The sequence below is a fragment of the Microbacterium sp. NPDC090225 genome, assembly GCF_044772365.1.
In the GTDB taxonomy this organism is placed as follows: Bacteria; Actinomycetota; Actinomycetes; order Actinomycetales; family Microbacteriaceae; genus Microbacterium.
In genome coordinates, this window is the sequence record NZ_JBIVYS010000001.1 from 1,623,383 (window position 1) to 1,647,968 (window position 24,586).

Sequence of the window (24,586 nt, forward strand, 5' to 3'; positions counted from 1 at the left end):
CGTGTTTCCCCGTGCGCCCCCGGATTCGTCCGCCCCGCGGCACCTCGATACGCTCGAGGAATGCTCGAGACACTCACCGGATTCGTCGTGGTGGGCGTCGCGATCATCGTCGGCTACGTGCTGGCCCGGATCGATCTGCTCGGCGAGCACGCCCGTCCCGTGCTGAGCCGCCTGGTCTTCTTCGTGCTCTCGCCGTTCCTGCTCTTCACCGTTCTCGCGCACGCCGATGCGACGATGCTGTTCTCGTCATTGCTGCCCGTGTCGGCGATCGCCGCGGTCGTCGTGATCCTCATCCACACCCTCGTCGCGCGCTTCGCCTGGCGTCGGTCAGTGGCCGAGACGACGATCGGCGCGCTCTCGGCCGGACAGGTCAACTCGAACAACATCGGCCTGCCCCTCTCGCTCTATCTGCTGGGGAGCGCGGCCTTCCCCGCGCCGGTGATCCTCCTGCAGCTCCTGGTCTTCACGCCGGTCTCGCTCACGGTCCTCGACGCGACCACGGCCGAGCGCACCTCCCTGCGCCGCACGCTGCTGCGCACAGCGACGAACCCGATCATCATCGGCGCCCTGCTCGGTACCCTGGTCTCGGTCACGGGCCTGCAGCTTCCCGAGATCGTGCTCGCGCCCGCGCAGTTGATCGCGGATGCCGCGGTGCCGGTGCTCCTCATCAGCTACGGCATGTCGTTGCACGGCCAGCGGGTTCTCGGCACGCAGGGGCATCGACGCGACGTCGTCGTGGCGAGCATCCTGAAGCTGGCGGTCATGCCGCTGGTCGCGTGGGTCTTCGCCCAGTTCGTGTTCGGGCTCACCGCGCACGAGGTACTGATCGTCACGGTGCTCGCAGCTCTCCCGACCGCGCAGAACGTGTTCAATTACTCGCAGCGCTACGGCGTCGGCGAGGCGATCTCCCGTGACACCGTCTTCCTGACGACGATCGGATGCCTGCCCGCGCTGCTCCTGATCATGCTGCTTCTCGGCTGACGCGGGTCGCGGTCACTCGATCTGCAGGTAGGAGCCGAAGCCGGTGCCGATGACGTACGAGGCGCCGAACCCGCCGTTCCCGCCGCCGGGGTAGACGCGCAGGTCGCCGTTCGCCATCCGCGCCACGAGATCGGGACGCCCGTCGCCGTTGTAGTCGACGCCGCCCGTCATCGCCGTGAACCCGGTCCATCCACGCCCGACGATCTGCCGCGCGGCGAAGCCGTTGGGGATGCCCGGGTAGAAGTACTGGGTGCCGCCCGCGTCGATGGCGATGAGGTCGCCCCGCCCGTCGCGATCGAAATCTCCGCCCACGAGGTAGACCATCGAATTCCACTCCGGTCCACCCGGACGTGTCTGACCCGACAATCCCCCCTTGCCGTCACCGAGATGGATCGTCATGTTGCCGTCCGGTCGGACGGAGATGACGTCGTGGAGGCCGTCTCCGGTGTAGTCGGCCCCGGAGATGAGATGCAGCAGCCCGCCCCACCCGGTCGCGATGTCGCGCTGGGAGGCGAACCCGCCTCCCGCCGCGGGGCTGCCGCCGTAGAACTCCAGCGTTCCGTCGTTGCGGACCACGATCAGGTCGGAGTGGCCGTCGTTGTTGAGGTCGCCGTGCGCGATCTGTCCGCGGCCCGCCCACCCCGACGTGATGACGACGCGCGGCTTGAGCGCCGCGGTGCCGTTCCCGCCGAGGAAGTGGAGATCGCCGTCGGCGGCCACACCGACGAGGTCGGCCTTGCCGTCGCGATTGTAGTCGGCGGTCAGCACCTTGGGGTTGACGGGCGTTCCGAGGCCGGGGAAGTTCATCGGGATGAAGTTGCCTCGGCTGACGTTCGAGAGGCACGTGAAGCCGTTGTTGATCGCGCTGTACACGCTGCCGTTGCGCCACACCTCGAAGTGCAGGTGGTACGCATCGGTGGCGCCGGTCTTGCCGACGACGCCGATCTGCTGGCCGCGGCTGACGCGCGTGCCGGCCGCCTGCAGGCCGGGGGCGGCCATGTGCCCGTAACGGGTGACGTAACCGCCCGGATGCTCGATGTCGACGTAGTTGCCGTACCCGCTGTTCGCGGTGCGCGCTTTGATGACGCCGTCGTAGGCGGCGAGGATCGGCGTTCCGCCGCCGCCGCCGATGTCGATGCCGTCGTGCTTGCGGTAGTTGTTGCGGCATCCGTCGCCGACCTTGGACTGGATGTTCCCGGAGGAGGGAACGACCATCTGTCCGTCGGTGGCAGCGGATGCCGGTGCCGACGTCGTGAGCGACGGGAAGAAGGAGGCGAGGATCACCGCCAGGAGTGCCAGAACACCGACTCGGGCACGCCGCAAGCGTGACTGTCGCTTCATGTCGCGCTCTCCCGTGGTCGTTCGGCCCCAGCGGACATGATGTCCCCCGCCGTCACGGTATCAGCGCGACAGGATTTCGTGGCGGACATCGGCGTGATGTTCCCCGAATAAGAAGTACGGTTCTTGTATGGGCAGGCTCAGGTACGACGGCACTTCCGACCCGATCATCATCGAGGACGTGACGCTCGCGCATCTCAAGATCATCATCGCGACGAAGCTGCGCCGACAGGAGAGCTTCATGATGACGTGGGTTCCCCGCGACAGTGGCGTGAACCGCCGCGCGACGGTCTGGATACATCCCGCTATCCCCCTGCAGTTCGGCTTCGACGAGGAACTCCCGCCCCCCGTCGACCCGCAGCGGATCGCCGAGCTGATGCAGCACCTGAATGCCAGCGGTGAGCTGGTGCTCGACAACGTCCTGTCCAGCTAGCCGAAATATTGGCGGGCGCGTCGCGCTGACGCGCACCCGCTACGCTGTGGCCGTGGACCCGACAATCATCCTTCTTGGCATCCTCGTCCTCGTGCTCATCATCGGCGGCCCCTTCATCAAGGGCTGGGCGAATCGCAAGGCCGCAGCGGCCGGCGAGAACGCCGGACGCAAGTTCGCCGCGAAGCAACTGGTGAACGTGCTCGTCGAGTTCGGAACGACCATCGTCGTCCACGCTCCCGAAGACGCGGCGCGCGAGATCGTCGCCGAAGCCGCGGGCAAGAAGCCCAAGGACTTCCCCGAGCGCGCGGACGGCGGCTTCGGCATCCGCTTCGCCGAACCCGACGACACGATCGTGCGCCTGGTGCCCGACCCGGCCGGCACGCGGGTGCAGGTCGAGACCTTCCGCGAGTACATGGGCTTCCCGCAGACCGTCTCGTTCTGGCAGGACCTGCGTGCGCGCATCTCGACCGCCGCCGCAGCGCGCGGCGTCACCGTGTCGGAAGGGCCGCACCTCGAATACCTCCGCGGGCACCTTCTCGACCCCAAGAATGCCCGCTGGGCACTCGACGCCTGATCACCGCTCGCCCCGGGGCGGCTTCGCCCTTCGTGCCGGGCAACCGGGCACGCAACTCGCGCCCGACGCAACTAGGCTGGACTCCGACGGCGACAGCGGCTCGCAGCGGCTGTCACGGCATCGGTCCTTCACGATCCCTCCCCGGTCCTCACGGACCTGCCCCAGAAAGGCACGAACCATGAGCGAATCCTCCGAGCCCGAAGACCGCAGCGGCGACCGCTCCCCCGACTTCTTCGACCAGCTGATCGAGACAACGCCGCCGACGCCCTCCTCGTCGTCTTCTGGTTCGTCCTCGTCTTCGTCGGCGTTCACGATCGGCTTCCGCGGCTACGACAAGGCCGAGGTCGACTCCGCCCTGTCGACGCTGCGCAACCAGCTCCAGCAGGCGAACGCCGACCTGGCCGACGCCGAGGTGCGTCACGCCGACGCACTCGACGCGCTGAAGTCGGATGAGAGCAGCACCCGCGAAGAGCTCGAGAGCGAGCTCACCGCGCTGAAGGCCAAGATCGCCGAGACCGAGCAGCAGGTCGCGACCCTGACCTCCGAGCTCGTCGACGCCCCGGCGCCGGACGGCGAAGAGGCGCCGTCGCGCCAGCAGTTCGAGGCGATCCTGCGCGTGGCCGAGGAGCAGGCGAACGTCCTGATCCAGAACGCCGCTGTGCAGGCGGACCGCCTCATGGCCGCCGCCCGCGAAGAGGTCGCCGGTCAGCGCGCAGAGGCCGACGCCGATGCCGCCCGCATCATCTCGCAGGCCGAGCGCGACGCCGACCAGATCCGTCTCAAGATGGAGACCGAGTACACCGCGCACGAGGCGCGCATCGAGCGCGAGGGCGCCCACGCCACCGAGAAGGTCAACCAGGCTTCGCAGGAGGCCACGGCCATCCGCACCGAGGCCGAGAAGGGCGCCGCCGCACTGCGGTCTCTCGTCACCCGCGAGACCACGCAGCTGCGTGCCGACGCCGAGCGCGACGTGCGCGAGATGAACGCCCGCGTGCTCGAGTTCGAAGAGACGCTGACCCGCCGTCAGGACGACGCCCAGCAGGAGTTCCTCGTGCTGCACAACCAGGCGGTCGCGCACGCCGAGCGCATCACGAGCGATGCGAACGAGCAGGTCTCGTCGTCGCTCGATCACGCCCAGCGCATCTCGGCGAAGGCCGACGACTACGAGCGCCTCATGCGTTCGCAGGCCCAGTCCATCGAAGCCGACGCCCAGGTGCGCGCCCGCGAGACCCTCGACCGCGCACGTGTGAAGTCGCAGAAGATCGTCGACGCCGTCACGACGCACACCAACACGGTGCTGCGGGATGCCGAGGACCGCACGCGCCAGCTGCGCTGGCAGCAGCAGCAGCTGACCAGCTTCATGGCCGAGGTGCGCGAGCTCATCCGCCCCGACGGCGTCTTCTCCGACGAGGGCGGCGCGACCGCCTCGCTCGGCGAGGTCGCGACGATCGACGACGAGCCCGCCGAGGAGTTCCTGGGCGACGAGGTGCTCGACGACGAGGCGATCGACGACGAGCGTCCGCTCGAGAAGATCACGATCGAGGTCGTCGAGAGCGACGACGACTCGGCACGCTGACACACCCCTGCATGACGAAGGCCCGAGCGGATTCCGCTCGGGCCTTCGTCATGGTCGTCGCCTATGCGCGGCGCATCTGCGATGCGGCCGGGCAGTCGAACGGATCGCTCGCGGCGAGCCCCACGCGGTTGAGGTAGGCGATGACGATCGCGTACGACCGCCACAGGCTCGTCTCGGTGTAGGGGATGCTGTTGGCCGCGCAGTAGTCGCGCACGATTCCGCGCGCCTTCGAGAGGTGCAGGCGCGACATGTTCGGGAACAGGTGATGCTCGACCTGGTGGTTGAGCCCGCCCATGAACCAGGTGGCCCACCAGCCGCCGTTGACGTTGCGCGAGGTGCGCACCTGCTTCGAGAAGAAGTCGAGCTTGGCATCGGGCGCGATGACCGGCATGCCCTTGTGGTTGGGAGCGAAGGACGCGCCCATGTAGACACCGAAGACGGCGAGCTGCACGCCCATGAACGCGAAGGCCATGCCCAGGGGGAGGAAGAGGAAGACCGGCACGATGACCAGCGCGAGGCGGAGCGCGATCAGGCTCAGCTCGGTCCAGCGGCCCTTCACGTTCTTCTGCGTGGTGAGGTGCTTGAGGCTGATGTAGTGGAGATTGATCCCCTCGAGCGTGAGCAGCGGGAAGAACAGCCACCCCTGCTTACGCGTGATCAGGCGCACGAGTCCTCGCGACTGCGCGGCATCCGTCTCGAGGAACGAGATCGTGTCGACCTGGATGTCGGGATCCTTGCCGACCTGGTTCGGGTTGCCGTGGTGGCGCGTGTGCTTCGAGTCCCACCAGTGGTAGCTCATGCCGACGGCGCCGGCCGCGAGGAGGCGTGCCAGGCGGAAGTTCGCGGGCCCGGACGCGAGGATCTGGCGGTGGGCGGCCTCATGGGCGAGGAACGCGACCTGCGTGAAGAGGATGCCGAGGGCTCCGGCGATCAGGAGTTGGAACCAGCTGTCGCCGAGCAGGATGAAACCGGTGATCGCACCACCGAAGCAGAGGGCGAGTGCCCCCGCGACGAGGGAGTAGAAGACCGGGGTGCGCTGCATCAGGCCGGTCTCCTTGACCACCTGCTGCACGTCGCGATACGCCTTGGCCATCGGCGGGAAGTCGGCGTTGCCGGAATACGTCTGCCGGATGGGACCGAGAGTGGAAGCGGTGGATTCGAGCTGAGAAGTGGAGATGATGCTCTCCTTCCGATCGGGAGCCCTTGAGCTTCAGAAGCCAAGGGCAGATGCCGATCGCTGACCTCAGGCTAACCCTGCCCGCATACGCGGGAGGGCATACGAAAGCCCCTCCGGCATGTAATTCCGGAGGGGCGGTGTCGTTCAGGCGCGTGCGCGCCGCGGGCGGCGGCGGAAACCGCGGGAAAACCAAGGTTCCGGCGCTTGCTGTGGGGTTCGTGTGAGAACTCCAGAGCCTGCTGAGCGCGGTCGAGATCGGCAAAGCTGCCGAGGTCGCCGCCGCGCGCATCGCGAACCAGGTGGCCGGTGCCGTCGAACTCGACGAAGCCGGCGAATTCGCCGTCGCGGGTGGCGACGTGCACGTCGAGGTCGGCCTGCTTCCAGGTCAACGGGTCGGACGGAGGAAATGTTGTCGTACTCATGGTCATGCTCATCATTGCTGTGTGGCGGGCGCGCGTCGGCGCTCCGCGATGGAAGATCGTGGGCGGATGCCGCGCGCGTCGATGTGCGTGGTCCGGAATGGCCCTGATCAGTGGCGACGTGGGCGCCGAGAGGGGCGTGCACACACGTTGCGTAAATAGACTAGCAGACTTGCGGCGTCCGTGTCAGGAGTTCACACCCACGGCCAGCACCGCGCGGTACCCCGCGGACGCATCCCCTGACATCGTCGCGAGCTGCGACGCGGCCGAATCCTCCCCGAACACGTTGTCGCTCGCGAGCGTGATCTGCGAGAGGTTCCGCGCGGATCCGTCGTACCCCGAGGTCGCGTAGACCGCCGCGCACTCCGCTTCGGGCAGCGCCAGCTGGGAGGTCGCGATCGCGTTGCTCGCATCGGTGATCGACGCGACGTCCGGGTACACCTCGAAGTGGATGTGCGGCCAGCGCCCGGCGTAGCAGCCGGGGAAGATCGAGGTGAACGACACCGTGCCCGCGGCATCCGCCACCTGCACGCCCCGGAGGTAGGTGACGTCCTCCAGTCCCGAGGAGTACATCGAATACTCGCCCTCGGCCGTGCAGTGCCAGGCGTAGACGGCGACGCCCTCGGCGGGCGCGCCGCTTCTGACATCGACGATCTGCAGCTCGAACACGAGCGGCACTCCCCCGGCGGTCGCGGCTCCGTCGATGGACGAGCGGATGTCCTGCCGGACGATCCCGGAGTCCTCGAGGATGTCCGGGCCGTTCGAGCCGTCGCCCGGGTAGGGCCCCGCGGTCTCCTCGGGGATCTCCGAGACGTCGGCGGCCACGGCATCCGGTGTCGACGTGGGTCTGGGCGTCGGGCTGGGCGTCGCGGTCGGGGAGGGAGAACCGGATGCCGAGACCGACGGCGCGCAGGCCGCGAGCACCACAGCGCCGACACCGATCCCGGCCAGGCTCAGCACGCCGCGGCGGGTCAGGAGGGTGCGCAGGTCGAAGGCAGCACCCTGGTCGACGACCTCCTCGTCGGGGCGATCGAGAAGGCGTCCTTCGTAGGCGGGGCCCTCGGGCGTACGGTCGGGCTCGGGGATCCGGGTCATGGTCGCGCTCCTCGTGTGCGGGTCGGAGCATCCATGGTCGCCCGGCGATCGATGCGCCGCCCCTGCGCGGGCTATGCGTTCTCGATGACGGCGGCCTTCTTCGCAGGCTTCTCCGGAACCGGAGGGCGGAGCACCAGGAACACGACGATGATCACCATGATGACCGCGGTGAGCGCCACGGGGACCGGCAGGATCGGGTCGAGGAGCACGAGCACCGCACCGATCGGTACGACCGTGTTGACGACACGGTCGGCGCTCCACCGGATGGCGACCCACCACACACCGAGCAGGAAGACGGCGATCGGAATGGTCACCGTGAAGGAGGCCGCCGTGCTCGAGAGCTCGCTCTTGCCCGTGAGCACGTCGAGCTCGACCTCGATGCCGGCGGAGAAGGCGGCCGCGGCCGCGAAGATCAGATAGTGCGTGTAGCCGTAGCGCAGCGAACTGCCGAAGGACCCGACCGCACGATGGTGCTCCGGCCAGAAGTAGATCCACCACAGCGACGCCGTCACCACCAGTGTGAGCACGGAGATGGAGATGAAGGGCGCGAAGGACTCGGCCTCGTGCAGCGCCTCGATGATCGCGTTCGCCGACGCCAGCAGGCTCTCGCCGAGCACGATCAGGGTGAACAGGCCGTAGCGCTCGGTGATGTGGTGCGGATGCCACGGGGTCTGCCGCTTGTGCTCGGCGAACACCGGGATCGACATCTCCAGCAGCGCGAACGCGACGAAGGCGACGAGTTGCAAGGGTCCCTCCGGCACCAGCAGGAAGAGGATCCAGAGCACCTGCACCGACGCGATGCCGAGGGCGTAGCGCCGGGTCGCCTCGCGCAGCGGCCCCGCCGCCCGCGAGGCCCGCAACCACTGCGCGACCATGGCGATGCGCATCACGACGTACCCGATGACCACGAGCGTGAAGTGGCCGTGCTCGAACGCGCTGGGGATGCCGGCGGCGAGCACGAGCACGCCGCTCATCTGCACGATCGTGGTGACGCGGTACAGCCAGTCGTCGGTGTCGAACGCGGTCGCGAACCAGGTGAAGTTCATCCACGCCCACCAGATCGCGAAGAAGAGCATCGCGTACGAGATGATGCCGCGCTGCAGATGCCCCTCGCTGAGGGCGTGGTGGAGCTGCGCCGAGGCGATGCTCACGGCCACGACGAAGACGAGGTCGAAGAACAGCTCGAGTGAGCTGGCGACCCGGTGCGGCTGGGCGGCGTCGCGCGGAATCATGCGGGTGAGACGCAGTCTCGGCGGGGTGTCGTTCGGTGTCACCGCGCCAGACTAGACCCGCTGTCGTCACGGCGTGCCGAGCCGCCGGAATATCGTTTCGGATCGTTGCACGGAGAACCTACCGAACGCGACCGCCGTGGGCTATGCTGACGGGAGTCTGCAGTGCCCTCTGTATGCATTCACCGTGTGGGACGGTGTCTGCTCGCCCGTGATGTGGGATCACGGAACGTCAGAGGGACCCGAGGGGTCGGGAATGCAGACGACACCGCGAGCGTGGGGCTGGCGGTATGGGGAATATCTGGGGAAACAATGGCGCACTGGGGATTTTTGCGTACATCACCGGCTCGAGGAGCCTCGGCATGACCTCCGTAGAGGATGCCGTGAGCATCACTCGCGCAGGTACGGCATTCGTGCCGGTTGCCGCTCCGCGAGCCGTCAAGTCGGTGCCGCGCTCGGTGGTCTCACCACGCGTCTCCGCAACGCTGGAACGCCGCCGTCAGTGGGAGCGGCGATATCGAATGCGACTGCGGACGACGGATGCGGCTGTCATCCTGCTCGCCGTCGCACTGACGGCGGCGATCCAGCTATCCATCGGCCTCACGGTGCTCGAGGTGCTACGCGCGAGTGCGCCGCTCGCCGTGCTGTGGTTCCTCATGCTCGGGGCGCTCCACACCCGTGATGCCGCGCTGTTCCAGGCGAGCGCCACCGAGTACCGCGGCGTCGCGAACGCGAGCGGACTCGCATTCGGCCTGGTCGCGATCATCGACGTACTGCTGGCCTGGGAGTCGATGCAGCTGATGCTGGTCGTCGGCCTGCCGGTCGGACTTCTCGCACTGCTCGTCGCGCGCTGGGGATGGCGGCACTGGTTGCAGGGCGAGCGGCGCCACGGGCGCTTCGCCTCCCGCACGCTCGTCGTCGGTAACCGCGACGACGTCGAGTACGTCATCCGCACGCTGCACCCGATCGGCGCCTCCGGCTACCAGGTGGTCGGGGCGACGCTGCTCGACGGCAACGCCCGCGACGTCGAGATCGACGACATCCGTTTCCCGGTGCTGGGCAACTCGAACTCGGTGGCGACCGTGGCCACCGAGCTCGGCGCCGACACGATCATCGTCGCGAGCCGTCCGGAGCGGGACCCCGACTTCGTCAAGCACCTCAGCTGGCAGCTCGAGGGCACGGCCGCCGAGCTCGTGCTGTCGAGCCGGCTCACCGACGTCGCCGGGCCCCGCATCTCGTTCGCCTCGGTCGAGGGACTGCCCCTGATCCAGGTGCAGATCCCGACCTACGAGGGCGGCAAGCACGTACTCAAGCGCGCGCTCGACGTGGTCGTCGCGACCCTCGCGCTGATCCCGATCGGCCTGGTGCTCCCGGCTCTCGCGCTTCTCATCAAGCTCGACTCCCCCGGTCCCGTGTTCTTCCACCAGGAACGGGTCGGTCGCGACGGCCGACGCTTCAAGATGGTCAAGCTCCGTTCGATGGCGACGGATGCCGAGCAGAAGCTCGCGGCGCTCAAGCTGCAGAACGAGGGCTCGGGCCTCCTGTTCAAGATGAAGGACGACCCCCGTGTCACGCGCGTCGGGCGCGTGCTGCGCAAGCTGTCGCTCGATGAACTGCCGCAGTTCTGGAACGTGCTCGTCGGCGACATGAGCGTCGTCGGGCCCCGTCCGCCGCTGCCGACCGAGGTCACCGCCTACGACGGCACGGTGTTCCGCCGCCTCTACATCAAGCCCGGCATCACCGGCCTCTGGCAGGTCTCCGGTCGCAGCGACCTGTCGTGGGACGAGAGCGTGCGTCTCGACCTGCGCTACGTCGAGAACTGGTCGGTCATGAACGACCTGCAGATCATGTGGCGTACGGCGAAGGTCATGGTGCAGCCCAGCGGGGCATACTGAACGCATGAGCGCCGCCACGCCCGACGAGGGCCCTGCCGTCCTTGTCGCCGTGACGACCTTCCAGCGCACCGAGCTGCTGCCACCGCTGGTCGCAGCGATCCGAGACGCCGCGGGAGACGCGGGCACCCGGATGCGGGTCGCGCTCGTCGACAACGACCCGGAGCGATCGGCATCCGCGGTCGCCGCCGAGCTCGGCGTCGACTACGTTTCGGAGCCCACACCCGGGATCGCGGCAGCTCGTCAGGCTGCGCTCGATTCCGCCCGCGCCGACGAGCTCGTCGCGATGGTCGACGACGATGTCGTGCCGCAGCCCGGGTGGCTCGACGCCCTCCTGCGCGTCTGGGCGGCGGAGCACCCCGCGGTGGTGATGGGCTACGTCGAGTACGTATGGCCCGAGGGCACGGACCCGTGGATCGTCGCCGGCGGCTTCATGCGACGCCGACGGCGCGTCACCGGGCAGCGCCTCGACGCTCTCGCCACCGGGAACGTGCTGGTCGATGCCGCACAGGTGCGGCGCCTCGGTGTCTCCTTCGACACGGGCCTCGGGCTGGCGGGTGGTGAGGACATGCTGTTCGGGCGCGCGATCCTCGCGGCGGGAGGGTCGATCATCGCCTCCGCCGACTCCGTCGTGCGCGACGAGGTTCCCGTGGCCCGGACGACGCGGGAGTTCGTGCGCCGTCGGACGATCTCGCAGGGGCAGATGCGCACGCGCCTGCTCACCCGTACTTCTTCGATGCCACGACGAATGCTCCTGCGTGGCGTGCACCTTCTCGGCGGCGTCGCGCGACTGATCGTGTTCTCCGCGCGCGGTTCGCTCGCGCGTCTACGAGGAGACGTCACGGCCCATGCCGTGCTGCAGCGTCGCACGTGGTTCGCGCAGGGCCGCATCCTCGGCGCCGTCGGACACGTGACGCCCGAGTACGCGCGACCCCCGAAGCCCGGGCCCGCCTCGGCATAACCGTCCGCGAGGGCGCCCGAGCACGTGCATTCGTCTCGCGTGCGGTCGCGAGAAGTCAAGACACGCCCTGCCGGGCACCTCGGGCGCGGCGTGTTGTGACCCCTCACGGAGGTTCGTCCGCACGGACAAGGCCCGGCATCCCTGAGGATGCCGGGCCTTCCAGCGACGGGAGCGTATCGGGCACTCCCGGATCGCCCAGATGCAGGGAGGGCGAGGGCCTGGCCTGGCCCTCCCCGCACCGTGTCTACTGCGGAACCACCACGGCGATGCGATCGAACGACAGCTTGGTCGCGGGGTTGGTCGACGCCGAGCTGATCGACGTCTTGATCCCGACACCGCCTGCCGCTTGCAGAGCCGCCGTCGTGTCGGTGCCCTGCAGCTGCCACGCGGTGGGCTCGGGCTGACCTTCGACCCAGACCTTCGCGGCGATCGTCGTCGGGTTCGTGCCCGTGACAGACAGCTTGGTGTGCAGTACCTGCCCCGGCGTGTACGCGGTCGGCAGCACGTAGCTGTTCCCGATCGCGGTCTCGTCGCGCAGGATGTAGAGACGGATGACCCCGGCCGGCTCGAACCGCACGCGGGCCGAGTAGTTGGAGGTTCCGACCGTGCGTCCGAGCACCGTCACGCTCGCCGTGCCGCCGGTCGAGGCGACGTCGGACGAGAACAGCGTGTCGAGCACGATGTTCGTCGCCGAGACACCCAGACGGGCCTCACGGGTCTGCGAGGGTGCCAGGGTCACCGTTCCCTGACCGCCGGCGACACCGAAGGCGGCGTTACCGCCCGAGGTCGCCCAGGCTCCGCCGAGATCCGACGTCCCCCACCCTCCGGTGAGCGTGCGGTTGAACTCGTCGGTCGCGAGCGGAGTCGGCCCCGCCGGCGGGTCGACGGGCGGCGCGGTCACGGTCACAGGGGCCGTGACGGTGTGCGTCGCTCCGTCGTCGTCGGTCACCGTGAGCGTCACCGTGTAGGTGCCGGCCGTGGCGTAGGGGTGAGAGGCCGTGACGCCGGCGCCCGTCGCTCCGTCTCCGAAGTTCCAGGCGTACGACGCGATCGTGCCGTCGGAGTCGCTCGAGCCGTTCGCGTTGACGTTGGCCGTGAGGCCCGTCGTCGAGGACACGAATGCGGCGACCGGCGCCTGGTTCGGCGGTGCGACGACCGCACCGGAGACCACCTTGTAGTCGTCGATGCTGATCACGGTCGACACCGTCGAGACGGAGCTGACGGCCATCTTCAGTCCCACCGACCCTGCCTGCTGCAGGGCGGCCGTGGTGTCGGTCGTCTGCAGCTGCGGGGCGGTCGGCTCGGTCGTTCCCGTGCGCCAGACCTTGAGCGACAGGTTGGTCGGCGAGGTTCCCCGCACCGACAGCACGGCCGACAGGCTCTCACCCGCGACGTAGTTGCCGGGCAGGGCCACACTGTTGCCGATCGCCGTCTCGTTGCGCAGCAGGTAGAGACGGATCACTCCGGTCGACTCGACCTTGATGCGGCCCGAGTAGACGTCGCTTCCGACCTGACGGCCGTTGACCGTGAGGTTGAAGGCGCCGCCCGAGGTGGCGTTGCTCGACGAGATCGTCAACGAGGTGATGGTGTTCGTCGAGCTGACAGCGGCGAGGCGGGCCTCGCGGGTCTGTCCGACGCCCAGGGCCATCTTTCCCACGCCGTCCGCGACCGAGAAGGCCGCGGCGCCGCCGGTCGCCGTCCAGGCGCCTCCGACATCGGCGCTGCCCCACGAGGCGCTGGCCGACCGTGCGAAGGCGTCGCGAGCGATCACGTCTTCGGTCGAGGCCGGAGCCACGACGACCGACGAGGTCGCCTGGTGCGTCGCACCGCGGTTGTCGGTGACCGTCAGGGTCACCGTGTACGTGCCGGCGGTCGTGTAGGTGTGGCTGGCCGTCGGTCCGGTCGCGGTCGCGCTGTCACCGAAGTTCCAGGCGTAGCCCGTGATCGTGCCATCAGTGTCGGTCGACCCGCTGCCGTCAGCCGAGACGGTCATTCCGTCGGCACCCCGCACGACGTTGGCCACGGCCTTGGGCGGCACGTTCGCCGCCTCGACCACGACCTGCTGCGTGCTCGTCGCCGAGCCGCCGCGATCGTCGGTGACCGTGAGCGAGACCGCGTAGGTGCCGCTCGCGCCGTAGGTGTGCGCGGCCGTCGCGCCGGTCGCGGAAGCTCCGTCACCGAAGTTCCACGAATAGCTCGCGATGGTGCCGTCCGGGTCGGCGCTGGCCGATCCGTCGACCGACAGCGCCAGGAACTCGGCACTCGCGGTGAACGCCGATGTGGGCAGCACGTTCGGGTTGCGCACGACCACGTCGTGGCTGACCGAGGAGGTCAACGATCCGCTGTCGCGCACCGTCAGCGTGACGGTGTACGTGCCGGCCGTCGTGTAGGCGTGGGTCGGCGCGACCCCGGTGCCGGTCTCGCCGTCACCGAAGTTCCAGCTGTAGTCCGCGATCGGCCCTTCGACATCGCTCGAGCTCGAGGCGTCGAAGGCCACCGACAGATCGGTCGGCGTGGTCGTGAACTGCGCGACCGGGAGCTCGTTGCCCTGTCCGGTCTTGCCCAGCTGGTAGTGCTGCAGGATCTGGCTCGCGGACAGCGGGGCGGAGTAGATCGCCACCTCGTCGACCGAGCCCACCCAGAACGGGTCGCCCTCCCATGTCGAGTCACCGCCGACCCGCCAGTATCCGGCGTAGTCCTCGGCGTTGGACACCGAGTTCGATGCGACCAGTTCACCGTCGACGTACAACTGCATGCCGCTCGGAGACTGCTGCGCCACGACGTAGTGCCACTGGTTGTCGCGGTAGGTGCTCGGCGCGGTGAGGATGTTCGTCCCCCCGTTGTAGGTGCCGAACTTCAGGCGGCCCACCGTGTCCATGTAGATGTGGCGGTCGTAGTTCGAGCTGGCGTTGGCGTTGTTCGAGTTGCTGTTGCCGAACCCGACGATCTTGCCGCCGCCGGTCGTGGTCGTCTTGAACCACGTCTCGATGGAGTAGACGTCGGATGCCGCGTACTGACGATCGCTGATCACGTTCTGCCGGTTGTTCCAGGTGCTGCCGAGACGCGACGATGTGAACCGGATCGCCTTGTTCGTCACGCCGGCGAGCGCTCCGGTCTCACCCTTCTGGATCGACGCGCTGCCGCTGGTCTTGTACGTGCCGGTGCTGCCGTCGCGCCCGGAGTCGGCCGCCACGGTTCCCGTGGTCTCGCCCAGACGCCAGTAGAGGGTCGGGTCGAGGTCGTAGACCGCCTTGCCGTAGGCATCCGCCGGCGCCGCCGGCAGAGCCGACGTCCGTCCGGAGGCCACCCAGTGGGCATCGACGACGTCGCGGGTGATCGCGGTGTTGTAGACCGCCACGTCGGCGATCCTGCCGTTCAGGTACCCGGAGCTTCCGGCCGAGGGCCAGCTGCCCAGCGAGTCACCGCCGATGCGCCAGTAGCCGGAGTAGCTCTGACCCGTCGTGGTGTCGGACCGCGACCCGACGCGCTTGCCGTCGAGGTAGAGCACCATGCCGGACGAGCTCATCGTGCCGACCACCTGGTGCCACTGCCCGTCGTTGAAACCGGCGCTGCTCGTCACCGCCCGAGTCGTGCCCGGGTAGACACCGAACGACACCTGGCCGGTGTTGTTGATGTAGATGTGCCGGTCGTAGCTGCCGGAGTTGCCGGTGGCGTTGTTTCCGAAGCCCACGATCTTCCCACCGCTCGTACTGGTGGTCTGGAACCAGGCCTCCACCGAGAAGGTGTTGGGTCCGACCTCCGACACCGAGGATGCCCCCGTGCCGTTCGAGCCGTTGAACGCCGTCGACGAGGACGCCGCTCCGATGACCTGGCCGGCCTGGCCGCGGGTCGTCCCGCCGGCGAGGGTGACGTCGTTGCCCGCCATCCAGTCGATCGCCGATGTTCCCGACGCTTCGTTCAGCGGCCAGTAGTACTTCGGCTGCGAATCGAGCACGGCGATGTTGTAGGCGTTCTCGGTGCCGGTCGCGGCCACGGTCGCCGAGGTCCAGTCGGACGTCGTCGAGTTGCCGTTCGGGTCGGTCACCTTCACGCGGTACTGGTACGTCTGGCCCGCGGTGACCGCGTTGTCGGAGTAGGTCAGGCGCGGACGCACCCAGTACGTCGACTCGGCCGTGGTCGTGTAGATCGGCTGCGCGATATCGCGGCGGAACACCTCGTAGGTCAACTTCGCGTTGTCGGCATCGTGGTTGGCCGACCAGGCGATGCGCACCTGACCGGCGCGGAACGACTGCGTGCTGATCTGGTAGGCCCCGCCCTGGATGGTCGGGCCGACCTTGTTCGGCGCGGTCGACGGCTTCGCGAAACGCACGAGGCCCTGTTGGGCGACGCCTCCGACGGCCGTGAACTCGCCGCCGTAGATCAGGTACTCGCCGGCACCCGTGACCGACCATCCGGCCTGGTCCATGCCCGAGACCGAGCCCGGCTGCCACTTCGGGTACCAGTGCAGCAGCTTGGCGGCAGGGTTGCCGGTGAAGCTGCGGTAGCCGTAGGGGTCGGGCGTGATGGTGCGGCTCGACGGGTTCTTGTCGAACGCGAGCGAGTGGTTGAAGTTCCACGGGTCGAGCTGCGGGAACTCACCGATGTTGCCGCAGTAGTGCGTGTGGGATGCCGTGTAGAGCACGCCCCCGGTCGGGAAGATCGAGTACGTGTCGCCGTGGCAGTCCTCCATCCACGCCATCGATCCGTCGCTCCAGTTCGCGCGGAATGCGCCCTCGAAGTCGTCTTCGGTCTTGGAGCCGCCGAAGTCGTAGCCGCTGCCGTACACGCTGTCGCCGTCGGAGGCGAGCGCGTAGATCGATGCGCCGGTGCCGGCGTTGCGGATCACGCTGTTGATCGCCCACGGCAGGCTCTGGCCCGTGACCGCGTCGAGGGCGGCCATGCCGCGACCGGGGTTGGTCGAGCCGTTGGTCGAGGTGAAGGAACCACCGATGACGACCTTCGACTTGTCGGGCGACACCACTACGGCACGCACGCCGTAGCCGCCCGCGAGCTGCGGGTTGAAGTCGAGCACGGCGCCGGTCGATGCGCTCAGCGCGGCGACACCGGTGCGGGCGACGTTGTTGATGTTGGAGAACTCACCGGTGACGTAGACGGTCGTGTCGGTGGCGACGATGCCCTGCACGATCGTGTTCGTCCCGGGGGTCCAGGTCGAGATGAGCTGACCGGTCGCGGTGTTGAACGCGGCGAGACGGTAGCGGTTCTGCCCGTCGACGGCCGTGAAACCGCCGCCGATGTAGAGGCGGGAGCCGTCGGGCGAGACGGCGGCCGCGAGGATGCGACCGTTCACGTTCGGGTTGAACGACGTGTCGAGCACACCCGTCGCGAGGTTGTACGCCAGCAGGTTCGAGCGCGCCGTCTCGTTCGTGCCGGCTGCGGCGCCGGCCGGGCGGGCGCTGGTGAACTGGCCACCCGCGAAGACCTTGTTGCCCGCGACGGCCTGAGCCCACACGATGCCGTTGATCTGCACGGTCGGCAGCGGATCGGCGCTCATGGTGACGGGCAGCGCCGGATCGGTCGGAACCGTATCGGCCTGCGCGGCAGGAGCCGTCAGTGCGGCACCGAGCATCGCTGTCACCAGAACGGTGACGATCCCCAGTGCGATACGACGGAATGGACGTGAATTCGAATCGTGATCGTTTTCGATCGCGTCGAGTCGACGGACTCGCATAGCGCCTCCCCAGGCGGCTGCCGAGTGATCGGCAAAAGAAGTGGATTCCCCCGCGTCCCCCATAGACGCATCCGCGGTAACGATAGCGCACAACCGCGCCGGATACCAGAAGAAGTTTCGCGACGGTCCCGCGACACCCCGGATCAGGCGTCTCGAGCCGGAAAGATCACCCTGGTGTCAGACCAGGATCTGCGCGAGGTGGGCGCACATCTCGCGCGTCGTGAAGCGCTCCTCGACGTCGCGACGACCCGCCAGGCCCATCTCCGCCGCGCGCTGCGGATCATCGATCAGGCCGATCAGCCGCTGCGCCAGCGCCTCGTCGTCGCCGAGCGGCACGAGATGGCCGGTGCGTCCCTCCGCGACGTACTGCGACATGCCGGGGGTGTCGGTGTTCACGACCGGCCTCCCGGTCGCGAACGCCTCGAGCGTCACCGTCATGCCCGAGACGTGCAGATTCGGCCTGGTCGCGGTGGCGATGACGGATGCCGTCGCGTAGAGCTCGTGCAGCTCCCCGTGGCTCATCCGCTGCACGACCTCGACGCCGGTCGGGGCATCCGCCTGCGACGCCGACGACTGGACGATGAGCTCGACCTCCGGGCGCTGCTCGTGCACGCGCGCCAGTGCGCGGAACAGCGTCTGCGGATCGCGGTCGCGGTCGTTGCCGATACTCACGATGCGCGGGCGCTCGGGGTACGGGCGGGGCGAGAAGAACTCGGCGTCGACGCCGAACGGCACCGCGACGATCCGCGGCCCCGCGCTTCCGAAGAGGGCGCGCAGCGGCTCGACCTGCGCCTCGCTGAGCACCCACAGCGTCTCGGCGCCCCGGAGCACCTCGACAAGGCGCCCGGTGTCGGCCCCGCGATCGATCATGTCGGTCAGCCAGATGACTCCGGAGGCGAACCGCTCGTAGGGGCTCGCGACCTGCATGCGGAACGCCGCGTTCTCGTCCCACGTGAACGCGGTCTGGGCGCGCGGCCGGGGGCCGATCCCCACGCGCGACCGCAGCCGCGAGAGGCGCCCGGGGGCCGGGAGGTCGAGCACCGCGACAGGTGCGTACTCGCACAGGCCGTCGAGACCGTAGGGCCACACGCTCGGCACCTCGCCCGCGGAGTGCCGACGCTCCCAGCGCGTCACCGACTGCTCGGCGGGGAATCCCCAGATCAGCGGGCGACGTTCGTGCGGCGGCGTGGACACCGCCCCAGGATAGCCCGCGGTCTTCCGTCGTTGTCGGTCGCCTCGGGCATACTGATGCGATGCAGACCGCCTCCGCTCCGTCGTCGACGTCCCTGCGCATCGCCCTCATCGGCACGCGCGGCATCCCCGCCGCCTACGGCGGATTCGAGACCGCCGTCGAGGAGGTCGGGCGGAGACTCGTCGAGCGCGGGCACCGCGTGCTGGTCTACGGGCGCGACGCCGGCACGGCGGGCGACGTGCACCTCGGCATGCGCCGCGTGACCCTGCCGGCGGTCCGCCAGAAGGCGCTCGAGACCCTCAGCCACACCGCACTGTCGACGGTGCACGCGGTCACGAAGGCCCGACCGGATGCCGCGTTCGTCTTCAACGCCGCCAACTCGCCCTTCCTCCCGCTGCTGCGCGCCCGCCGCATCCCCGTCGCCCTCCACATGGACGGGCTGGAGTGGCGGCGCTCGAAGTGGGGTCCGCGCGGCAAGGCGTACTACCGTGCCGCCGAGTCCTTCGGGGTACGTCAGGCCGACGCGATCATCGCCGACGCCCCCGGCATCGCCGACTACTACGACCACCAGTTCGGGGTCGCGAGCGAGCTGATCCGCTACGGCGCCCCGCTGCTCGACGACGCTCCGACCGACGGCATCCGCGAGCTCGGTCTCGAGCCCGGGGGCTACCACCTGGTCGTCGCCCGTTTCGAGCCCGAGAACCACGTGCGCGAGATCGTCGAGGGCTATGCGGTGTCGCGGGCGACGAAGCCGCTCGTCGTGGTCGGCTCCGCCCCCTACGCCGCCGAGTACACGGCCGCGATCGACCGGATCGCCGCCGCCGATCCGCGCATCCGTCTGCTCGGCGCCGTCTACGACCAGAGCCTCCTCGACGCGCTGTACCACCACGCCTCGACGTATCTGCACGGCCACTCGGTCGGCGGCACGAACCCCTCGCTGCTGCGCGCCATGGGCGCGGGCACGGCGGTGATCGCGTTCGACGTCGTCTTCAACCGCGAGGTGCTCGACGAGCAGGGCTGGTTCTTCCGCACGCCGGCGGACGTCGCGACAGCGGTCGACGCGGCGGAGTCGGATGCCGAAGCGGTGGCCGCGGCATCCGCTGCCGCCCGGCGTCGCGCGGCCGATGCGTTCTCGTGGGACGACGTCGCCGCGACCTACGAAGACCTCGCCCGACGCCTGGTGGCCGGCGACAGCATCCATCCGCTCGCTCGCCGTGCGCATCGCGCAGAGACGGAGTGGCCCGGCTAGACCGCGTCGACCGCGGTCTCGGCCGCGGCATCGGGTTCGCTCTTCAGCAGTCGATCCCGATGGCGGTGGATGTAGATCGCGTACGGGATCACCTGGCACACGATCAGCGCGAAACTCACTCCGAGGAGCGGGCCGACGATGCCGAGCACCGGCGTCAGCACGACCGAGAGCACGATGCTGACCGCCGCCATCGCCAGGGTCGGGATGACCTGGAAGCGGATGCCGGGCTTGTCCATGATGAACATCCCCAGCGGGTACACGGCGGCGGTGAGCATGATCATCGTGCCGAAGGCGAGGATCGTCGAGGTGCGCACGTCGAGTTCGCCCTGCGTGATGAACTCGAACAGCCACGGAGCGATCAGCCAGACGAACGCGGTGGCGGCGGCGACCGCGCCGGCGAAGAGCAGCGACAGCAGATACGGTCCGCGCTTCAACTCGCCCCTGTGCCGCAGGCGGGCGAACTGGGGCCAGAGTGCGACGCCCGCCGCCATCACGAGGCCGTTGAGGGCGAAGAAGACCTGACCCGTGACGCCGTACTCGGCGACGTCGGTGGGCGTGCCGAACTGGGCGAGCACGTAGCGCTGCGACCCGACGGCGATCGGATAGGTGATCATCTGCGCGAGCATCGGCCAGCCCACGTCCATGACCCTCACCCCGGAGATGCTGCGCCACCGGAACAGCATCCGCAGAGCATCCGGGATGAGTGGCCGCGTCGACCGCGTCACCAGCAGGAAGCCGATGACCGCCGACAGCAGCGAGGCGCCGTACGAGGCGATCGCGAGATAAGAATCGAAATCCCGCCCGCCGAGGTGGAGCATCAGCCAGACACCGCCGAGGGTGACCGGCGAGATGAGGCCCTGCACCAGGATCACCAGGTGGTTGCGGCGCTGACCGAGCAGGATGCGGAACCATACGCCCAGAGTGATCGACAGGCTGAACAGCGTGATGCAGAGGAAGGCGGCGAGCGCCGCCCCCGGGATCGCACCGGCGTCGCCGAAGAGGGCGCGCCATCCGCCCGTGACGAGCAGCACGGTGTTGATGAGCATGAGCCCGGTCGCGAACATCAGCAGGATGCGGCCGACCGAGGTGACCTGCAGGCGGAGCCGACGATCGGTGCGGATGTCGTCGCTGGTCGCGACGGCGTTCACCAGCACCGCGCCGCTGCCGAGGTCGGTGAACGTGAGCAGCGACGGGATCGTGATGAGCAACGAGTACAGGGCGTAGTGCTGGATGTCGGTCTCGCCGAGGATCATGCGGGTCGTGATGACCCCGCAGACCAGCGAGACGACCATCGTCAGCGCACGGGCACCGAGGGCCAGGAGCGAGTTCATGACCGTGTCAGCGCGTGGCGCGGGCGACGAGGCGCGGGCGGACGCCGCGTCGCGGCTCGTCCGTGTAGTACGGGCTCTTCGCCGCGCCGCGCACACCGTTCAGCACGATTCCGAGCACCGGGGTCCTGGTCGACTCGAGCGAGCCCAGGGCGCGCGTGAGATCGGCGGCCTTTGTGCGGTTGGACCGCACGACGAACAGAGTGCCGTCGGCCATCGTCGACAGCCACAGCGCGTCACTGACCGACAGCACCGGCGCGGTGTCGATGATGACGTAGTCGTAGGTGTCGCGTGCCTCGTCGACGATGCGGTGCAGTCCGCCGCTCGACAGCAGCTGGCCGGGGTTCGGGGGCTGCGCTCCGGCGGTGAGGATGTCGAGTCCGGGTCGCCCCCACTGCTGCACGGCGTCGGCGAGCTCGACGTCGCCGATCAGCACGGTGGTCAGTCCGACGGAGCCCTCGAGCTGGGTGTACCGGGCGGTGCTCGGCCGACGCAGGTCGGCCTCGATGAAGAGCACCGAGCGCCCGCCCTCGGCGAGGGTCAGCGCGAGGCCGAGACTCACCGACGACTTGCCCTCCTGCGCCGAGCACGAGGTGACGAGGATGACGCGACGGTTCTTGTCGACGTCGACGAACTTGAGGCTCGCGGCGACCTGCCGCATCGCCTCGGCGACGCGGCCGTCGGGCTGGGAGCGGATGATGCGGGCGATCGTGTGGGTGTCGGATGCTTCGGGGATCTCACCGAGGAGGGCGACCTCGGTGGCATCGCTCAGCGTGCGCGCGGTCGTGATGCGGGTGGCGAGAAGGCGTCGGAGCAGCGCGAACACGACACCGAGTGCGATTCCGGCGACTGCGCCCACCATCACGTTCAGGCGGGTGTTCGGGGAGATCGGAACCGTCGGAGTGCGCGCGGCGGAGATCGTGTCGACGCGCACGGCTGGCTCACCGTCGGCGCTGACCGGAGACACGCCCGCGACGGCCGTCGCGAGCTCCTGAGCGATCGCGTTCGCGGTCTCGGCGGCGCTCTCGCCACTGGCATCCGTCACCCCGATCTCGATGACGACGGTGTTCAGGGGCACGTTGACGTCGACCCGCCGCACCAGACGGTTGGCGGTCTCGTCGAGGCCGAGGTCATCGATGACCGGGTCGAGCACGGTCGGCGACTTCACGAGGAGCGTGTACGTCTGCACCAGGCTCTGCACGTAGTTGGAGCCCTGCACCAGCTCGCTGGTGTTCTCGCCCCGGGTCGGGATCACGATCACCTGCGACTCGGCGCGGTACTCGGGGTCGATGAACTGCGAGTACCCGTACGCGGAACCCGCGCCGAGCACCATCAGCACGACGATCACGATCCAGTGGCTCCTGAGCGACTGGAAATAGTCCTGCAGTGTCATGTGTCCCCGTATCCCCTCGGCACCTCGACGTGCCTCAGTGTCTCGCACGGTGCCTTCCCCGCGACCATTATCACCTATGTTGGAGGATCGGACCGCAGAGATCTCTGCGGGGCACGACGGGGGAACACGTGACGCACAGACTGATCTTCGTCTGCGAGGCGAACATCTGCCGGTCGCCGCTGATGGAGCTGGTGCTCCGCGCGCAGGGCGATGCGGCCGGGTGGCAGATCTCGAGCGCGGGTACCCGCGTGGGCACGGCAGGCAATCGCATGTGCGTGACCTCGGCCGAGATCGCCGAGGCCGCGGGCGATGCCGAGACGCCGATCCTCGCCGCCGGTCACCGCTCGGAGGCGATCGATGCCGCGGAGCTGCGCGCCGCCGATCTGATCCTCACCGCGAGTCGCGCCGAGCGCTCGGCCGTGGCCGCCGCCGCGCCCGAAGCCCGCTCCCGCGCATTCACGCTGCGCGAGGCGATCCATCTGGGAGCCGAGCCCGTCGATGCGCGCGAGTTCGAGATCATCGCCGAGTTCGATGCGGATGCCGCGAGCACCACGGGCCTGGCCCGATACGCCGAGGCGCTCCACGCCCGTCGTGGCTTCACCGCACCGCCGAAGACGAGCCGCACGCTGTTCGGTCGCCGCCGGAACCCGTTCGACATCGCCGACGCGCACCACGACTCGACGCGCGAGCACCGCGCCATGCTGACCTCGACGTCGGCCGAGGTCGTGCAGTTCCTGCGTCAGGCTGCGGCGTTCCTCGACTCGGCTGCGGGTTCGCGCTGACCCGAGCGGTCTCCGACCTCAGCGCCCTCGACCTCAGCGCCCCCGACCCCAGCGCTCTCGAACTCAGCGCCCCCGAGCGAGGTCGCTGAGGAAGCCGGCGATCGTCGCCCGGTACACCTCCGGGGCGAACCGCTCCTTCGCCCGGTCCCGATCGGAGAGCGCCGTCACACGGAGCGCCGACCAGTCCGCGACGACGTGGGCGAGAGCATCCGCCAGTGCCGCGGCGTCGCCCGGGGCGACGAAGGCCGCCGACCCGTAGATCCCGACCGCCTCGCGCAAGCCCGGGATCTCGCTCGCCACGACGGGACGCCCGGCGAGGATCCCCTCCACGGCCGTGTTGCCGAAGGATTCGTCCTGTCGTGACGGCACCACCAGCACATCGGCCGCACCGAGCACCGGCCACACGTCGGAGCGGAAGCCGTGGTGCTGCACGAGGTGCGCGACGCCCAGCTCGTCGGTGCGGCGCCGCAGGGTCTCGTCGTACGCCTCATTGCCCTCGAACACGGCGCCGATGAGATCGAGCTCCGCCTCGATCCCGGCATCGCCGAGGAGGGCGACGGCTTCGACGGCCACATCGGGGCCCTTGCGGTGCGAGATGCGACCGACATAGGCGATGCGCAGACGATCGATCACCGCACGCGGTTCCGGCACCGAAGCCGGGGAGTCGACCCCGTTGGGGATGAGCGTCGCACGACGCCCGAGCGCCGGGATCACCGAGGCCACCGTGCGCATCGTGAACTCGCTGTTCGCGATGATGCGGTGCGAGGCGAGGTGCGGCGCATAGAGCACCGTGTTGACGATGCGGGCGGCGGATGCCTCGGCCTCGTGCACGTGCGTCACGGTGGGCACCCGCAGCAGGCGACCGACAAGGGGCCAGAGCGGCAGAACGATCGTGCTCACGTAGAGGGTCCGGGGCCGCAGGCGACGGGTGATCACGACCGCGGCGACCAACCCGCGGATCGCATCGCGCAGGGAGCGCAGCCAGTTGCGCGGGCGGAGCGCCGACTTGCGCAACGCGAAGGTCGGCGGGATCAGGACCTCGACGCCGGCGGCCTGGAGCTCGCCGACCAGCGGCCCTGCCGCGGGAAGCGCGACGACGACGCGCTCCCCCGCGTCGCGCAGGCCCCGTGCGCTCTCGAGGAGCATCCGGTCGGAACCGAACAGTTCCCACCCGGCGTGCACGAGCAGATGCGGGCGGCGGGTGTCGGCTGTCACCCGACCATTCTGCACGGCACGGCCGCTCGCCGCGCCCCCACCACCCATCCGCCCGCCGCGTCT

18 protein-coding genes are annotated in these 24,586 nt (G+C 69.0%); 8 read left to right on the forward strand and 10 right to left on the reverse strand.

The annotated features are described in order from the left end of the window. Positions 1-60: 60 nt before the first annotated feature. Positions 61-981: an AEC family transporter gene (locus ACIQTT_RS07800; RefSeq protein ID WP_402788270.1), complete on the forward strand. Its 921-nt coding sequence runs from the start codon at positions 61-63 to the stop codon at positions 979-981. Between the two features lie 12 nt (positions 982-993). On the opposite strand, the gene ACIQTT_RS07805 is transcribed toward ACIQTT_RS07800, so the two are convergent. Then, positions 994-2,322 carry a peptidoglycan DD-metalloendopeptidase family protein gene (locus ACIQTT_RS07805; RefSeq protein WP_402788272.1) on the reverse strand — a complete coding sequence of 443 codons (1,329 nt, stop codon included), beginning with the start codon at positions 2,320-2,322 and terminating at the stop codon, positions 994-996. A 127-nt stretch (positions 2,323-2,449) separates the two neighbouring features. Between ACIQTT_RS07805 and ACIQTT_RS07810 the strand changes: the two genes are divergently transcribed. The 3 genes from ACIQTT_RS07810 to ACIQTT_RS07820 all read left to right on the forward strand — a co-directional run bounded on the left by ACIQTT_RS07810 (position 2,450) and on the right by ACIQTT_RS07820 (position 4,902). Next, complete coding sequence (locus ACIQTT_RS07810) at positions 2,450-2,752, forward strand: hypothetical protein (protein WP_402788274.1); 303 nt, start codon at positions 2,450-2,452, stop codon at positions 2,750-2,752. Between the two features lie 52 nt (positions 2,753-2,804). Then, the gene (locus ACIQTT_RS07815) at positions 2,805-3,326 is read left to right on the forward strand and encodes a hypothetical protein (protein ID WP_402788276.1); all 522 of its coding nucleotides are present in this window, start codon (positions 2,805-2,807) and stop codon (positions 3,324-3,326) included. A 178-nt stretch (positions 3,327-3,504) separates the two neighbouring features. Then, positions 3,505-4,902: a cell division initiation protein gene (locus ACIQTT_RS07820; RefSeq protein WP_402788277.1), complete on the forward strand. Its 1,398-nt coding sequence runs from the start codon at positions 3,505-3,507 to the stop codon at positions 4,900-4,902. 61 nt (positions 4,903-4,963) lie between these two features. Here the strand turns inward: ACIQTT_RS07820 and ACIQTT_RS07825 are convergent, their stop codons facing one another. The 4 genes from ACIQTT_RS07825 to ACIQTT_RS07840 form a co-directional block, all read right to left on the reverse strand. Next, positions 4,964-5,995 (reverse strand): fatty acid desaturase family protein, encoded by a 1,032-nt coding sequence (locus tag ACIQTT_RS07825; protein WP_402788279.1) that lies wholly within the window; start codon positions 5,993-5,995, stop codon positions 4,964-4,966. Positions 5,996-6,150: 155 nt separating this feature from the next. Further along, a complete protein-coding gene (locus tag ACIQTT_RS07830; protein ID WP_402788281.1) occupies positions 6,151-6,507 on the reverse strand; it encodes a hypothetical protein in 357 nt (118 codons plus the stop codon). Between the two features lie 177 nt (positions 6,508-6,684). Next, the gene (locus ACIQTT_RS07835) at positions 6,685-7,593 is read right to left on the reverse strand and encodes an intradiol ring-cleavage dioxygenase (protein WP_402788283.1); all 909 of its coding nucleotides are present in this window, start codon (positions 7,591-7,593) and stop codon (positions 6,685-6,687) included. A gap of 71 nt (positions 7,594-7,664) precedes the next feature. Continuing rightward, complete coding sequence (locus tag ACIQTT_RS07840) at positions 7,665-8,825, reverse strand: low temperature requirement protein A (RefSeq protein WP_402791148.1); 1,161 nt, start codon at positions 8,823-8,825, stop codon at positions 7,665-7,667. Between the two features lie 359 nt (positions 8,826-9,184). Here ACIQTT_RS07840 and ACIQTT_RS07845 point away from each other — a divergent pair, with 359 nt between their 5' ends. After that, complete coding sequence (locus ACIQTT_RS07845; protein ID WP_402788285.1) at positions 9,185-10,717, forward strand: sugar transferase; 1,533 nt, start codon at positions 9,185-9,187, stop codon at positions 10,715-10,717. A gap of 4 nt (positions 10,718-10,721) precedes the next feature. Beyond that, a complete protein-coding gene (locus ACIQTT_RS07850; protein ID WP_402788287.1) occupies positions 10,722-11,675 on the forward strand; it encodes a glycosyltransferase in 954 nt (317 codons plus the stop codon). Positions 11,676-11,919: 244 nt separating this feature from the next. Here ACIQTT_RS07850 and ACIQTT_RS07855 read toward each other — a convergent pair whose 3' ends face one another. Both ACIQTT_RS07855 and ACIQTT_RS07860 read right to left on the reverse strand, forming a co-directional pair. Next, the gene (locus ACIQTT_RS07855) at positions 11,920-17,262 is read right to left on the reverse strand and encodes a PKD domain-containing protein (RefSeq protein ID WP_402791151.1); all 5,343 of its coding nucleotides are present in this window, start codon (positions 17,260-17,262) and stop codon (positions 11,920-11,922) included. A 279-nt stretch (positions 17,263-17,541) separates the two neighbouring features. Continuing rightward, positions 17,542-18,558 carry a glycosyltransferase family 4 protein gene (locus ACIQTT_RS07860; RefSeq protein WP_402788289.1) on the reverse strand — a complete coding sequence of 339 codons (1,017 nt, stop codon included), beginning with the start codon at positions 18,556-18,558 and terminating at the stop codon, positions 17,542-17,544. A 59-nt stretch (positions 18,559-18,617) separates the two neighbouring features. On the opposite strand from ACIQTT_RS07860, the gene ACIQTT_RS07865 reads away from it, so the two are divergent. Further along, a complete protein-coding gene (locus ACIQTT_RS07865) occupies positions 18,618-19,805 on the forward strand; it encodes a DUF1972 domain-containing protein (protein WP_402788291.1) in 1,188 nt (395 codons plus the stop codon). Here ACIQTT_RS07865 and ACIQTT_RS07870 read toward each other — a convergent pair. Further along, positions 19,802-21,136, reverse strand: coding sequence for a hypothetical protein (locus ACIQTT_RS07870; RefSeq protein WP_402788293.1), 1,335 nt, complete (start codon positions 21,134-21,136; stop codon positions 19,802-19,804). The two genes, ACIQTT_RS07865 and ACIQTT_RS07870, sit on opposite strands and share 4 nt — an antisense overlap. A gap of 7 nt (positions 21,137-21,143) precedes the next feature. After that, positions 21,144-22,526 carry a polysaccharide biosynthesis tyrosine autokinase gene (locus ACIQTT_RS07875; protein ID WP_402788295.1) on the reverse strand — a complete coding sequence of 461 codons (1,383 nt, stop codon included), beginning with the start codon at positions 22,524-22,526 and terminating at the stop codon, positions 21,144-21,146. 128 nt (positions 22,527-22,654) lie between these two features. On the opposite strand from ACIQTT_RS07875, the gene ACIQTT_RS07880 reads away from it, so the two are divergent. Next, positions 22,655-23,308, forward strand: a complete 654-nt coding sequence (locus ACIQTT_RS07880) for a hypothetical protein (RefSeq protein ID WP_402788297.1) — start codon at positions 22,655-22,657, stop codon at positions 23,306-23,308. 63 nt (positions 23,309-23,371) lie between these two features. On the opposite strand, the gene ACIQTT_RS07885 is transcribed toward ACIQTT_RS07880, so the two are convergent. Then, positions 23,372-24,523: a glycosyltransferase gene (locus tag ACIQTT_RS07885; protein WP_402788299.1), complete on the reverse strand. Its 1,152-nt coding sequence runs from the start codon at positions 24,521-24,523 to the stop codon at positions 23,372-23,374. Positions 24,524-24,586: the final 63 nt, after the last annotated feature.

Bases quoted from the DNA above. Each gene is read 5' to 3' on its own strand.
- ACIQTT_RS07800 (WP_402788270.1), top strand. From the start codon at position 61: ATGCTCGAGACACTCACCGGATTCGTCGTGGTGGGCGTCGCGATCATC.
- ACIQTT_RS07875 (WP_402788295.1), bottom strand. From the start codon at position 22,526: ATGACACTGCAGGACTATTTCCAGTCGCTCAGGAGCCACTGGATCGTG.
- ACIQTT_RS07830 (WP_402788281.1), bottom strand. From the start codon at position 6,507: ATGACCATGAGTACGACAACATTTCCTCCGTCCGACCCGTTGACCTGG.
- ACIQTT_RS07855 (WP_402791151.1), bottom strand. From the start codon at position 17,262: ATGCTCGGTGCCGCACTGACGGCTCCTGCCGCGCAGGCCGATACGGTT.
- ACIQTT_RS07835 (WP_402788283.1), bottom strand. From the start codon at position 7,593: ATGACCCGGATCCCCGAGCCCGACCGTACGCCCGAGGGCCCCGCCTAC.
- ACIQTT_RS07845 (WP_402788285.1), top strand. From the start codon at position 9,185: ATGACCTCCGTAGAGGATGCCGTGAGCATCACTCGCGCAGGTACGGCA.
- ACIQTT_RS07840 (WP_402791148.1), bottom strand. From the start codon at position 8,825: ATGATTCCGCGCGACGCCGCCCAGCCGCACCGGGTCGCCAGCTCACTC.
- ACIQTT_RS07825 (WP_402788279.1), bottom strand. From the start codon at position 5,995: ATGGCCAAGGCGTATCGCGACGTGCAGCAGGTGGTCAAGGAGACCGGC.
- ACIQTT_RS07810 (WP_402788274.1), top strand. From the start codon at position 2,450: ATGGGCAGGCTCAGGTACGACGGCACTTCCGACCCGATCATCATCGAG.
- ACIQTT_RS07865 (WP_402788291.1), top strand. From the start codon at position 18,618: ATGCAGACCGCCTCCGCTCCGTCGTCGACGTCCCTGCGCATCGCCCTC.
- ACIQTT_RS07870 (WP_402788293.1), bottom strand. From the start codon at position 21,136: ATGAACTCGCTCCTGGCCCTCGGTGCCCGTGCGCTGACGATGGTCGTC.
- ACIQTT_RS07850 (WP_402788287.1), top strand. From the start codon at position 10,722: ATGAGCGCCGCCACGCCCGACGAGGGCCCTGCCGTCCTTGTCGCCGTG.
- ACIQTT_RS07820 (WP_402788277.1), top strand. From the start codon at position 3,505: ATGAGCGAATCCTCCGAGCCCGAAGACCGCAGCGGCGACCGCTCCCCC.
- ACIQTT_RS07805 (WP_402788272.1), bottom strand. From the start codon at position 2,322: ATGAAGCGACAGTCACGCTTGCGGCGTGCCCGAGTCGGTGTTCTGGCA.